This is a genomic window from Halomonas sp. V046, from assembly GCF_052645355.1.
The window spans coordinates 1-13,237 of the sequence record NZ_JBQXYF010000022.1; the positions used below are offsets into that span (position 1 = coordinate 1).

At 61.0% G+C, this 13,237-nt stretch carries 10 protein-coding genes; 6 read left to right on the forward strand and 4 right to left on the reverse strand.

Going from position 1 to position 13,237, the window contains the following annotated elements:
- A partial coding sequence (locus ACUN9Y_RS21065) for an IS3 family transposase (protein WP_445460375.1) occupies positions 1-97 on the forward strand: 97 nt, incomplete at its 5' end.
- A 27-nt stretch (positions 98-124) separates the two neighbouring features.
- On the opposite strand, the gene ACUN9Y_RS21070 is transcribed toward ACUN9Y_RS21065, so the two are convergent.
- Entirely contained in the window at positions 125-682 is a 558-nt protein-coding gene (locus ACUN9Y_RS21070; protein ID WP_445462704.1) for an SDR family NAD(P)-dependent oxidoreductase, read from the reverse strand.
- 455 nt (positions 683-1,137) lie between these two features.
- Entirely contained in the window at positions 1,138-2,052 is a 915-nt protein-coding gene (gene thpD / locus ACUN9Y_RS21075; protein WP_445462705.1) for an ectoine hydroxylase, read from the reverse strand.
- Between the two features lie 632 nt (positions 2,053-2,684).
- Here thpD and ACUN9Y_RS21080 point away from each other — a divergent pair.
- The 3 genes from ACUN9Y_RS21080 to ACUN9Y_RS21090 all read left to right on the forward strand — a co-directional run bounded on the left by ACUN9Y_RS21080 (position 2,685) and on the right by ACUN9Y_RS21090 (position 6,661).
- The gene (locus tag ACUN9Y_RS21080) at positions 2,685-4,268 is read left to right on the forward strand and encodes an FMN-binding glutamate synthase family protein (protein WP_445462706.1); all 1,584 of its coding nucleotides are present in this window, start codon (positions 2,685-2,687) and stop codon (positions 4,266-4,268) included.
- 94 nt (positions 4,269-4,362) lie between these two features.
- Positions 4,363-6,138 carry a thiamine pyrophosphate-requiring protein gene (locus ACUN9Y_RS21085; RefSeq protein ID WP_445462707.1) on the forward strand — a complete coding sequence of 592 codons (1,776 nt, stop codon included), beginning with the start codon at positions 4,363-4,365 and terminating at the stop codon, positions 6,136-6,138.
- A gap of 334 nt (positions 6,139-6,472) precedes the next feature.
- Positions 6,473-6,661: a DUF3008 family protein gene (locus ACUN9Y_RS21090; protein ID WP_445462708.1), complete on the forward strand. Its 189-nt coding sequence runs from the start codon at positions 6,473-6,475 to the stop codon at positions 6,659-6,661.
- A 303-nt stretch (positions 6,662-6,964) separates the two neighbouring features.
- Here ACUN9Y_RS21090 and ACUN9Y_RS21095 read toward each other — a convergent pair whose 3' ends face one another.
- Positions 6,965-8,230, reverse strand: coding sequence for a lactonase family protein (locus tag ACUN9Y_RS21095; RefSeq protein WP_445462709.1), 1,266 nt, complete (start codon positions 8,228-8,230; stop codon positions 6,965-6,967).
- An 844-nt stretch (positions 8,231-9,074) separates the two neighbouring features.
- On the opposite strand from ACUN9Y_RS21095, the gene ACUN9Y_RS21100 reads away from it, so the two are divergent.
- Positions 9,075-10,295 (forward strand): saccharopine dehydrogenase C-terminal domain-containing protein, encoded by a 1,221-nt coding sequence (locus tag ACUN9Y_RS21100; protein ID WP_445462710.1) that lies wholly within the window; start codon positions 9,075-9,077, stop codon positions 10,293-10,295.
- Positions 10,296-10,298: 3 nt separating this feature from the next.
- A complete protein-coding gene (nspC, locus tag ACUN9Y_RS21105) occupies positions 10,299-11,474 on the forward strand; it encodes a carboxynorspermidine decarboxylase (protein WP_445462711.1) in 1,176 nt (391 codons plus the stop codon).
- Positions 11,475-11,788: 314 nt separating this feature from the next.
- Here the strand turns inward: nspC and nhaC are convergent, their stop codons facing one another.
- Positions 11,789-13,231, reverse strand: coding sequence for a Na+/H+ antiporter NhaC (gene nhaC, locus ACUN9Y_RS21110; RefSeq protein WP_445462712.1), 1,443 nt, complete (start codon positions 13,229-13,231; stop codon positions 11,789-11,791).
- Between the last annotated feature and the right edge of the window lie 6 nt (positions 13,232-13,237).

Below are 13,237 nucleotides of genomic sequence, written 5' to 3' on the forward strand. Positions count from 1 at the left end.
ATTCGAGTATATCGAGGTCGACTACAACCGGCAGCGCCGACACAGTGCGATTGGGATGATCAGCCCTGAGGCCTTCGAGGTTCGAATGATCGCTTAGATCGGTGTCCACGATTGCTGGGTAAGATCAGGTATCGTTGCCCTTGAAGGCATTGATGGACGACGTTGCAATGATGCTATCGCCCTTGTGCATATGCGGCAGGGCTGCCTTGACCATGTAGAAGTGGCTGAAAATATTGGTCTGGAAGGTCCGCTGCAGTTGCGCGTCGGGAATCTGGGTGGCGTCATTCCAGTCGTGCTGCTCGGCGGCATTGTTGATCAGGATGTTGAGCTTGCCAAAGTGCCCGAGTGCTTTCTCGACGACCTCGCGGCAAAACGCTGCGTCCCCGACGTCGCCCTCCAGCAGTAGGCAGCGCCGACCTTCGGCTTCTACCAGCTCGCGGGTTCTCTCGGCATCGCGAGCCTCGTTGAGATAGGCGAGCACGCTGTCGGCCCCCTCGCGAGCGTAGTGTAGTGCGACGGCACGTCCTATACCGCTGTCACCGCCTGTGATGACTGCGACCTTGTCGTGGAGCTTGGCGCTGCCTCGGTAGCTGTCGCGGATGAATTCGGGCTCCGGCTCCATGGCGTGTTCCTTGCCAGGCTGCTGTTCTTGCTGTTGGCGGGGTTGTTTACGTTCTGCCATGTGCAAACACTCCTTCATTGATCACGCTCAAGACAGTGATTAGCGCTTCGTTTGACACCACCTCTGCCCGGAGTTTCAAAGTTGAGTTCGGTTACCGGGCCACGCCAGGATCTCCACCTGGCAGCCTTGCCGATTTTCGCAGTAGGGCAGAGCAGCTAGCCTTGCGCCACTGCGCAGGCGCATAGACGATCGGCATGTCCGTCAACTTTGCCGGCGGTGGCGTGATGTCCACGGTACAAGAAGCGCAATGCACGAATGGCAGGGGAGACGTGTTCGAAGACACCCAGCACCTATGCCGGTTTCTTGGTGTTGGCGCGGATCAGCAGATCGACAGATCTGATCGGTATGGCGGAAAGATGCCCGATAACATGGGGGCTACCCATCTCATCGGGCGACAAGCTGTACGCAAACCGAGGAACGATGCTGATACGTTTCTCCGTTGGTTGCTACTGCTGTTACTTCTCGTCTACCGGCGTGAGGGGGTTCCAGTCCTTCCGTGCAGCGAGAAAATCAGGGCGAGGCTTGTTGCCACAATAGGGGGCGTGGAGGCAGTTCTCCACGCTATTGTAGACGAAGAACAGGTTGCTCCTTGGCCAGCAGGACATGTTCATGTTGGAGCCATGGAGCGTGTTGCACTCGAACATGACTAGCGAGCCCGAGGCACCTTTAGGGGCCTCGATGTCGTTCTCAAGCATGAGTGTTTTCAGGCTGGCCGCGTCCGGCACACCGATTTCCTGGCTCTTCAGAGATTCCTTGTAGTTATCTTCCGGCGTGCGGCCGACACAAGGAATAAAGTGCTTATGTGAGCCGGGGATCAACATCAGAGGACCATTGAACTCGCCATTGTCCGTCAAGATGATTGAACAGCTCAAAGAGCGCATGCGTGGCATGCCATCTTCGCTGTGCCAGGTCTCGAAATCGGAGTGCCAATCGAAGCCCTTACCTTTAAATCCTGGCTTATAGTTGATGCGTGACTGATGGATATAGACATCGCTGCCGAGTATCTGTTGCACCATGGCCAATAGGCGAGGGTCTCGTGTCAGGCGGCTGAAGCGATCGGAGACCTGGTGAATGCCGAAGATTGAGCGAATTTCCTGCTTTCCCGGCTCGAGTATGGTGCCTTCGGATAGCTTTAGATCCTCATCATCTTCGTACTCGCGAAGCTCATGGATAAAGGCCTGCATTTCTTCTTGGTCGAAAAAATCCTCGAAAGAAAGGAAACCCTTTCGATCGAATTCATCAAGCTCTTCGGCGCTTAACGGCCCATTCGCACGCTGCTTGTCGTCGCAATGGATCACCGGGTCAATGCGTTCGAACATCCCCAGTTTGCGTTCCAGTCGAGTCGGAAAAAGATCTTGCGTGTCTCGCATGGTGACTTCCTCCATTGGTCTGCGAGGATAACCGTACCCGAAAGCCAAGGGAGCCTCAAACGCCTTCCAGGAGGGCGTTTGAGACTCGAACTTTACTTGTAGGGGGCGATTTTAGGAAGCCAGATATTGAACTACTGCCACCAAGGTGAAATGGCGGCGCGCACTCGATGTCCCGACGTTTTCGTCTTTCATTGGCCCGCGTGGCGAGGCAGGCCTCGACTAACCGAAGGGAATCTTTTGAGCGGTACGACGTGTTGTATGTGCTATTTAATCGATACATATTGTAACGTTTATTAACCCATCCTTGCTCTCTGTATCATCAAGAAATGGTTTTGGTAGTTATCCACCACAGGACACGTCTAGCTAGTCGATGCCTTCCGGTGCTGAACGACATTTCGCCCAAAAGATCATCGGGAAGGCCGTCGAGAAGGCCCGGGGATCATCGACCGAGTCGCGCGGGGATGCGCTTGCGGTATGTAGTGAAAGCGGAGGTGGGAAGTAGCATTAAGTCTGTTCTGTGGGCTAAGTTGAATGTGGTGCATTCTCCTTGGGGATCGCCACCGTAGTTCGCTAGTTGAACCGCATTGTGGGCCGGCATAGCATGGAATTCTGTCACCACGATGAGGGAATACATGTTCGGCTATCCGCGCGTGATCTTCGCTGGCTACGTTATCCTTACACTTCTGGTCGGAGGGGTGTTGGCGCTGTGGGCGCCCGTCTGGCTCTGGGTCTGGTGGGTCATGCTGGTGCTTGCGGTGGTCGGAGCCTGGGACCTGTGTTCGCACCACAATATCCTGCGTAACTACCCGATTCTGGGGCATATGCGTTACATGCTGGAGTTCGTGCGTCCGGAGCTGCGCCAGTACTTCTTCGAATCCGAGACCAGCGGACGGCCGTTCAATCGCGAGCAACGTGACCTGGTGAATTCGCGCGCCGATGGCGGGCTGGATGCGTCTCCGTTCGGTACTCGGCGTGACGTGGACGGTGCTGGCTTCGATTTCGTGCAGCACTCGATGGCTCCCAAGACCGTGGATCCGCGCTATGCGAGGCTTTCCATCGGTGGTCCTCAATGCCGCGTGCCTTACGATTCGTCGCGGTTGAATATTTCGGCGATGAGTTTCGGCGCTCTCTCCGGTAATGCCGTGGCGGCCATGAACAAGGGGGCCAAGCTCGGAGCCTTCGCCCAAGACACGGGGGAAGGGGCCATCAGTCCCTACCATCGTGCGCATGGTGGCGACATCATCTGGGAAATTGCCAGCGCCTACTTCGGCTGTCGACTTCCGGACGGTTCCTTCGACCCAGATGAGTTCAGGACCAAGGCCTGCACCGAGCAGGTCAAGATGATCGAGATAAAGCTATCTCAGGGTGCCAAGCCGGGGCACGGCGGCCTACTGCCCGGTTCCAAGGTCAATCGTGAAATCGCGTCTACCCGCGAGATTCCCGTGGGTGAAGATTGTCTCTCGCCGCCCATGCATCCCGAGTTCGATACACCCGTCGGGTTGCTGCGATTTGTCGATCGTCTTCGCCAGCTGAGTGGCGGCAAGCCGGTGGGCTTCAAGCTGTGTCTGGGGCAGCGTGCCGAGTTCATGGGCGTGTGCAAGGCGATGGTCGACACCGGGATCCAGCCGGATTTCATCACCGTGGACGGGGCAGAAGGGGGCACCGGAGCTGCGCCGGCCGAGTTTTCCGATTTCGTCGGTACCTACATCAACGATGCATTGCCATTCGTTCACAACTGCCTGAACGGTGTCGGTAAGCGCAACGAGATCGTGGTGATCGCCAGTGGCAAGGTCGCGCTTGGCTTCGATATGGTCGAGAAGGTCGCGCTAGGCGCCGACATGTGCAATGCGGCGCGTACGTTCATGTTCTCCGTGGGCTGCATACAGGCCCAACGCTGCCATACCAACACGTGCCCGACGGGAGTTGCGACCCAGGACCCGGCCCGTACCAGGTCGCTCGATGTCGATGAGAAGGCGCTGCGTGTGAGGAACTATCACGCTGCCACCCTGTCCTCGTTCCTAGACATCGTCGGCGCTCTCGGCCTCGATAGCCCCGACCAGCTTGGTCCGGAACACATCTACCATCGTCCTGCCTACGGGCCTGCTCGCACCTACGCGCAGCTTCACCCGAGGGTCGAGTCAGGCGCCTTTCTGCGCGACGAGGTGCCCAAGGAGTACCGCTCTGACTGGCACAGGGCGAGTGCCCATAGGTTCTAGTCGGGGACGTGAGTGTGTGCTTGGCGTGGTCCAGGCGCGCCGTCTCGGCCACGGGATCCCGGTGAATTTTCCGGGTTGTCCAAAGGAGTAGCCAATGGCAAAAACGGTTAGCGACTTCATCATTCAGCGGTTGCACGAATGGGGCATCGAGCGGGTATATGGGTACTCCGGCGATGGTATCAATGGTGTCATGGCGGCTTTGCGTCGGGCACCGGCGGGACCGCGCATGATTCAGCCTCGCCATGAGGAACTCGCTGCCTTCATGGCGAGCGCTCACGCCAAGTTCACCGGCACTCCGGGCGTCTGTATCGCCACGTCTGGGCCGGGGGCCGTGCATCTGCTCAATGGCCTCTACGACGCCAAGAAAGACCACATGCCGGTGGTGGCGATCGTCGGCCAACAGGCTCGCATGAGCCTGGGCACTGACTACCAACAGGAGATCGACCTGGTCTCGTTGTACAAGGACGTGGCCGGCGATTACGTGCACATGGTCACGGATGCGCCACAGGCACGGCACCTTATCGACCAGGCTGTGCGTATCGCCCTCGCTCGACGCACGGTGACGGCCATCATCGTGCCCAACGATATCCAGGACCTGGAGATGGCCGATCCGCCGCGCGCGCACGGGGCGGTGTTCTCGGGAACGGGGTATCGCCCCGGGCATCTGGTGCCCGATAGCGGCGACCTGGATGCCGCCGCCGCTGTGCTGGACGAAGGCAAGAAGGTAGCCATTCTTGCCGGAGCGGGCTGCAAGGAGGCCGTCGACGAAGTGCTTGCCCTGGCCGACAAGCTTGGGGCAGGCGTCGCCAAGGCGATACTCGCCAAGACCATGATTCCTGACGACGTCGACTACGTGACTGGAACCGTCGGGCTGCTTGGCACGGAGCCGAGTGCCGACATGATGGCCGGGTGTGACACCTTGCTGATGGTGGGGACGCGCTTTCCGTATGCTGAATTCCTGCCGGAAGAAGGCCAGGCCAAGGCAATTCAGATCGATATCGACGGCGAGGCGCTTGGCCTGCGCTATCCCACTGAGGTCAACTTGGCGGGGGAGGCGAAGGCAACGGTGGCGGCACTGACGGAACGGGTAACCCGCAAGGAAGATCGCGAGTGGCAGGCCACTCTGATCGAGAAAACCCGTGACTGGTGGGAGCTGATGGCCTCGAGAGCCGACGTCGAGGCCAACCCGGTCAACCCGCAGGCGTTGTTCGCGGGCTTGTCTTCACGCTTGCCCGATAATGTCCTGTTGGCATGTGACGTGGGCTCCGGGACCAACTGGTATGCACGCTATCTCAAGATAAGGCGCGGCATGCTCGGTTCGGTTTCCGGGGGACTGGCATCCATGGGTAACGGCGTGCCCTATCTCATGGCCGGCAAGTTTGCCTTTCCGGATCGTCCCGGCATCGCCATGGTCGGTGACGGGGCGATGCAGATGCTGGGGAACCAAGGCTTGATCGGCCTTGCCAAGTATTGGCGGGAGTGGAGTAACCCGACGGCTATCGTGGTCGTGCTCAATAACCGGGACCTCAACCAGGTCACGTGGGAGCAGCGCGTGATGGAAGGCGACCCGAAGTTCGAGACCTCCCAGGATCTGCCGGACTTCGCCTACGATCAGTATGCTGACATGCTTGGCTTGAAAGGCCTGCGGATCGATAGTGCCGAGCAGATAGACAAGGTCCTGGAGGAGGCGCTGGCGGCGGATCGTCCGGTCGTCATCAATGCCTATACGGACCCGGAAGTCGCGCCGATTCCACCCCATATCAGCCTCGAACAGGCCAAGAACTTCATGAGTTCGATGGTTCAAGGAGACCCTGGTTCCAAGCATATGATTCGCCAGTCCATGAAGCAGGTGGCGGCAAAATGGCTGTGAGGCGCAACACGCCGACGGCCGTTGCCGGCCCCCCCCAGGCCATGTTGGCCGTCTGGTGCCATCGCCAGACCCGGGTGGCACATGCAAGGGCGTCACCGGTTGCCATTACTCCCGCAGGTAGGCCGCTGGAGTGGGCGCCTGGAATAGGCCGTCGGTAGTGGCGACGGCGCAGGCCACGGCCGCGCATCGAGGTGACCACCGGCCGTGACGATGCTGGAAAGTCGCCAGGAGGTTGACGCGGCCGGTCCCTCGCCTCCGTCGTCGAGAACATATGTTCACACACCGCCACCGCCACCCACACGGCGGTGGTCCTGTCCCCACGGAGGAAGCAAACATGCCAGCAAAATCCAAGGCGCAGCAGATGGCAGCGGGAGCGGCTCTGGCGGCTAAGCGCGGTGAACAGAAGGTCAGCGAGCTGGAGGGGGCTGCCAAGTCGATGTACGACTCCATGAGTGAAGAGGAGCTGGAAAAAATGGCCTCTGCGACACGCACTGGCAAGCCACGACATGACGCGCAATCGTGACGCGAGACTGGGCTCTGGGCTCTGGGCTCTGGGCTCTGCCGTGACGCTGGGCTGCTGGTTTCGAGCGCTTGGCTCTGGCTCTGGCTCTGGCTCTGGCTCTGGCTTGGCAGGTCGGCGCCCGCAGGGCGGACGCGAGATACGTGCCGCTCTGCGGGCGCCGGGGAGTGACGCTGCGTCAGCGTGGCCGTGTGTCGGCACACCTTGCGACGCTTCGTGCGCTGCGGGGCCGACTGACTGCCCCGCGGGTGTCGTCATGGCGGCACCATTGGCCGTCCACTGCCGGGGTCGAAATGCTGCCCGGGTTCAGTCGCCGGTTTTGGCCGGAATGGTCACCAGGCCGTAGGAGTGTACTTCGGCACTGCCTTCATAGGAGTCGACCAAGGTGAGCTCTCCGGTCTCGTGATCCGCCTTGAACACCCAGGTCTTGCCGGTGTTGCCGCTGATGACGTTGACGAAGTTGCCGTCGGCGCTCATGTCCATGTCGGCGAAGTACTCGTTGTAGTCGCTTGGCTGAAACGCAATCTTTTCGGTGAGTGCGATGCGGCCATCGGCCGGGTCGACGCTATAGGTCGAAATGCTCGAGGTGTGGGCGTTGGTGGTCCAGGCGAATGTTCCATCCGGTGAGGTCGTGACCCAGCACACGGCCTGTTCGCCGCCCCAGTAGTCGTCCCCGGCCAGGACATCTCCCGACACCAGGGTGAGTTGCCCATTGGCGTCGATGTCATAGGACGACATCGAGCCCGTCTGGCCCTCGTACTCCTTCAGGAACGGGTACTTTTCCTTGCTCGCCTCCGACGATGGATGGAAGCTGTATTGCTGGGTGATATAGCGGGTCTCGGTCACCAGCAGCGTGCTGTTGCCGTCGGGGCGGGTAATCAACTTGGTGCCGATGGGAATGGCGAGGAAACGGTCCTTGGTGGGCAGCGGTGAGTCGATGCTGGAGACGGCGTCCTCGGACAGCAGGCCATCGTCCTGCACGGCGTAGGTGTGCACCATGCCGGTGATGAACTCGACGACCGCGAGGAACTTGCCATCCTCGGTGAATTCGAGGCTGACCGGCGAGTCGCCAAGCGAGCGCAGGGAGTCTGGAATCTCGCTGAGCCTGCCGGTGTCATCGATCCTGAAGCCCTTGAGCACCCCGGGCGCGTCGTTGTTTCCTTCGCTGCTGGCGACGTAGACCAGGTCCTCGAAGGCATCGATGGCCTTCGGCTTGGCGCCGCCCGCCTCAATGACGTTGTTCACCTCAAGCGAGAGGTCGTCCTGCACGCTTAGCGATGACACCGTGCCATCACCGATGTTGGCGACCAGCACGTACTTGTCGTCCCAGGAACGCCACAGGCCATAGGCCGAGCCGAGTGGGTCCAGGCCGCCGTCCATGCCGTTGCCGGCGCCGCCGGTCGGGAACTCGCCGATCATCGACAGGGTGCCGTCATCGTACTGGGTGTAGGCGACGATGGAGTTTTCCTCGGCGTTGTTGGTTGCAACGTAGACGCCGCCGGTAATGTCCTTGGCATTGGCGCAAAGCGATGCCGACAGCAAGACGACGCCCAACAGTAATCGTTTGTTCATAGGTCACCTGAGATGATTGGTCGCGACACGGAGGAAACGGAGGTTCGGTGAGATCCCAGGTGGGCCCAACGCAGTGTTCGTTGTCCACACTCAACCGAGATGGGCGCCGTCATCGGGTGGCGCCTGTACCGGGCCATGCATCGGCTCCTGTACCGACTCCTGTACCGGGCCATGCATCGACCCGCGTAGCGATATGCGTAGCGTCAGTCGTGCGTCGATAGAGGTATCTCCTGATGGCGGCTACCCGGCGATCCTGGCCGCGTCGGCGTGCCTGTATCGGGCCATCTGGCCTCGGCGGACAGGCTGGACGACAAGCGCCCTCGAGGAGGTAACAGCCCAGAGGATCGCGGGTAAGTCCAAGCATAGACAATCGCTTAGCCGAAGGACGCCGGTGACTGTTGTGAAACGCGCGGTGATCTCTTCTATAGGAGATGCGCATGGAGCACGGGACGATGGTCACGGCGTACGGGGCACCGATCGGTGTTCGCCGATACGTGTTCAGGCAGTGCCGTTCATCGGGGATGAGGTAGGCGTCAGCAGGCGCCGGCGATCGATGTGGGCGGTGGTGCAACTTACGCCGGCAGGGACGTCGACAAAAGTCGATAAAAGCCGTAGCAAGGGAGGCGAATCCTCGTTAGCATGCGCCGTCCGGTACCCAGGTAGATAGTCGCACGAGTTGCGCTAGACTACGGGCGTCCCGATCAATCATGTGCCGCTTGGAGCAACCACCGGCGAGCACGTTGGCGACGAGGCGCAAAGGCGGGCATCTATTGCAGCCGGTATTGCAGCCGGGCTCATACATCTTGACGGGCAACTGTTACAGCAGAGGTGGGGGAGAACCTTCATGTCGAAAGTGATCATCATTGGAGCCGGCGGTGTCGGCAGTGTCGTGGCCCACAAGTGCGCGCAGCTCGAGTCGGTGTTTACCGATATCCTGTTGGCCAGCCGTACTGAGTCCAAGTGCAAGGCTATCGCCGCACAACTGCCGCGCCCGGTTCGCACCGCGCAGGTCGACGCCGACAACGTCGCCGAGCTGACCGCGTTGCTGCAAGCCGAGAAGCCCGAGCTGGTCATCAACGTGGCCTTGCCGTATCAGGACCTGAGCATCATGGATGCGTGCCTGGCGGCTGGGGTGAACTACCTCGATACCGCCAACTACGAGCCGCTGGATACCGCCAAGTTCGAGTACAGCTGGCAGTGGGCCTACCAGGACAAGTTCAAGGCAGCCGGGCTTACCGCGCTGCTCGGCAGCGGGTTCGATCCCGGCGCCACCAACATGTTTACCGCCTATCTCGCCAAGCATTATTTCGATGAGATCGAAGAACTCGACATCATCGACGTCAACGGCGGCGATCACGGCTATCCGTTTGCCACCAACTTCAATCCGGAAATCAATATCCGCGAAGTGAGCGCCGAGTGTCGCCACTTGGAAGGTGGTGACTTCGTCACGACGCCGGCGATGTCGAAGATGGCGCGCTTCGAGTGCCCGGATCAGGTCGGCAGCTACAACATCTATCGCATGTACCACGAAGAGCTCGAGTCGCTGTCAACGCACTTCCCGAGCTTGAAGCGTGCCCAGTTCTGGATGAGCTTCGGCGACAGCTACCTCAAGCACCTCGAGGTGCTGGAGAACGTCGGCATGACCGGCATCGAGGCGATCGACTACAACGGCCAGAAGATCGTGCCGATCCAGTTCCTGGCCAAGCTGCTGCCAGACCCGTCCACCCTTGGTCCTCGCACCAAGGGCAAGACCTGCATCGGTACCATCGTGCGCGGCAAGAAGGATGGCCAAGAGAAGCTGATGTACCTGTACAACATCTGCGATCACGAGCAGTGCTTCGCCGAAGTGCAGTCGCAGGCGATCTCCTATACCACCGGTGTGCCGGCGATGATCGGCGCCAAGATGATCCTCGAGGGGCACTGGAAGCGTCCTGGGGTGTGGAACATGGAGCAGTGCGATCCGGATCCGTTCATGGCCGACATGAACGAGTACGGCCTGCCGTGGAAGGTCGTCGAGCTGGATCCGTCGTTCCGCCTGGACGTGCAGAAAGGTCAGGACCTCTAGGCCGTGGAGATCCATCAGTTCAGCGATTTCTCGCGGCTGTCGACCGAGCGCCTGCCGTCACCGTGTTTCGTCGTGGACGAGGTCGCGGTGGAGCGCAACCTGCGCCTTCTGGCTGACGTCGCCGAGGCTAGCGGGGCGAAGGTCCTGTCGGCCCTCAAGGCCTTCAGCATGTGGCACTTCGCGCCCATGGTGTCGCGCTATCTTAGCGGCACCTGCGCCAGTGGCCTGCACGAAGCCCTGCTCGGTCGTCAGCACTATGGCGGTGAAGTTCACGTCTTTGGTGCCGCCTACAGCGACGCGGATCTGGCCGAGATCCTGCGCATTGCCGACCACGTCGTGTTCAACAGCTGCGGGCAGTGGCAACGTGCCCAGCCGTTGGTGCGCGCGGCGCTGGCCGAACGTCCGCAGCTGCGCTTCGGGTTGCGCATCAATCCGGAGCATTCCGAAGGCGATGTGCCGATCTATGATCCTTGCGCGCCGGGTTCGAGGCTCGGGATTCCTCTGTCACAGCTCGACGAGTCGATGCTCGAGGGGATCTCGGGGCTGCATTTCCACACCCTGTGCGAGCAGGACTTTCCGCCGCTTGCGCGTACCCTCGAGGCGGTGGAAGAGCGCTTCGGGCATCTGCTGGCCGGCATGGATTGGGTCAACTTTGGCGGTGGTCACCACATCACGCGCCCGGACTACCAGCGTGATGACCTGGTGGCCTGCATTCGCGACTTCGCCGACCGTCATCGGGTGCAGGTGTATCTGGAGCCGGGTGAAGCGGTGGCCATCGGCACCGGCGTGCTGGTGACCACGGTGTTGGACACCAGTTGGAACCAGATGAACCAGGCGATTCTCGATACCTCGGCGACCTGTCATATGCCGGACGTGCTGGAAATGCCGTATCGCCCTGGCGTGCTCGGGGCGGGGGAACCCGGCGAGCTTGGCCATGACTATCGTCTGGGCGGCATGACTTGCCTGGCCGGCGATGTGATCGGAGACTATAGCTTCGCCGAAGAGCTCATGCCCGGTCAGCGCCTGGTGTTCCAGGACATGGCCCACTACACCATGGTCAAGACGTCGACCTTCAATGGCATTCGGCTTCCCTCCATCGCGGTGTGGAACTCCGAGACCGATGCGCTCGAGGTGGTGCGGGAGTTCGGCTTCGAGGACTTCGAGCAGCGTCTCTCCTAGCCCGCCCGCGTCGTCGGCTCGAGGGACCGGAGGGATGGGCTCTCATCGACGACCCGGGCTGATGGCATGACCAGGCAATACGGCAACGGCGAGGCCCCAGGGCGTCGCCGTTTGCCGTTTTGCGAGCGGTGATTCGCCTCCCTTTGCGGCCATGGTTTGTCTCTGCGGGGCTGCCGGCTCGTCACGGGGCCATCTGCGCTGTCGGCTTGTCACGGGGGCATCTGGGCTGGTCGCTTGTCGATGGACATCGCAGGAAGTGAAAAGCCCCGCACTTGGCGGGGCTTTTCGGCGTTCACAGGGCGCTTGGCCGGGGATCAAGAGGCCTGGAGGTCTGGCCTGGCCGTCGTATCGGCGTGACCCTCGCGGGTCGGCTGCGTTCGCCAGATGGCGATGTTGGCGTAGCCGTAGAAGATCGAGATGGCGATGACCAGCATGTGGTACCAGAGGAAGGGCAGGTACGCCATGGTCGAGACGCCCAGGGTCGTGGCCATGAACACGCCGCCATCGGTCCAGGGCACCATCGGGGTGGTGATGGTGCCGCCGGCTTCGGCGTTGCGCGACAGCACGCGGCGGTCGACGCCCTGATCATCGTAGTTTTTCTCGGTGATGGTGCTCGCCGTGATCAGCGAGACATAGGCCGCACCGCCGAAGAAGTTGCCGAAGAACCCTCCTAACATGGTCGAGACCGTCAGGCGACCCGGGTTATTGGCCCAGCGCAAGAAGCCGTTGCTGATCGCCTTGAGGATTCCCACGCGGTCCATCAGCCCCCCCAGACCCAGGGCGAATAGAATGAGGGCCACGACGCCGAGCATCGATTCGATTCCGCCACGGTTGAGCAGGGTGTTGAGGAACTCCACGTCGGACTGCATGGCGTTGCCCACGTAGGCGATGCGAATGGCATCGACCGGTCCCACGCCCTGGGCCCACCAGGCGCAAAGGCTCCCCAGTACCGCGCCGAAGGTGATCACCGGAATGGCCGGGAAGCGGCGGGTCAGCAACCCGATCACGATCACCGCGGGCAGCAACAGCCACGGGCTGATGGCGAAGTGGGTGTCGAGTGCCTGCATGGCAAGCGTGGTGCGAGACGTATCCACGTCGCCGCTGATGTAGAAGAAGCCAACGACCAGGAACAGAATCGAGGCGATCAGGATCGCCGGGGCGCTGACCAGCATCATCGAGCGAATGTGGTCGATCAGGTTGACCTTGCACAGCGACGCGGTCATGACCGTGGTGTCGGACAGCGGCGACATCTTGTCGCCGACGTAGGCGCCAGAGATGACGGCGCCGGCGACCAGCGGCAGCGGAATTCCGAAGCTATGGCCGATGCCCATCATGGCGACACCGGCGGTGCCTGCGGTACCGAAGGAGGTGCCGGTGGCCAGCGACGTCAGGGCGCAGATGACAAAGGCGGCGAACAGGAAAATCTGCGGGTTCATCACCGTCAGACCGTAGTAGATGATGCTGGGCACGATGCCACCTGCGATCCAGGTGCCGATCAAGGCGCCGACGGTGGTCAGTACCAGCACCGCTTCCATGCCGTTGTGGATGCCGTCGATAAGGCCTTCCTGCATGCTGGCATAGGACATCTTGAGTTTCAGCCCGAGGGCCATGACCAGAAACCAGGAAGCAAAGAGCGCAAGTTGAATGGGCAGCCCGAGCACGTTGATGCTAAGGAACATGATGGCGATGAAGCCGACCATGACGGCAAGCACCTCGGTCATGCTGGGCAGCCGGATGGGGGCCGAGGATGAGGACATGGTGTC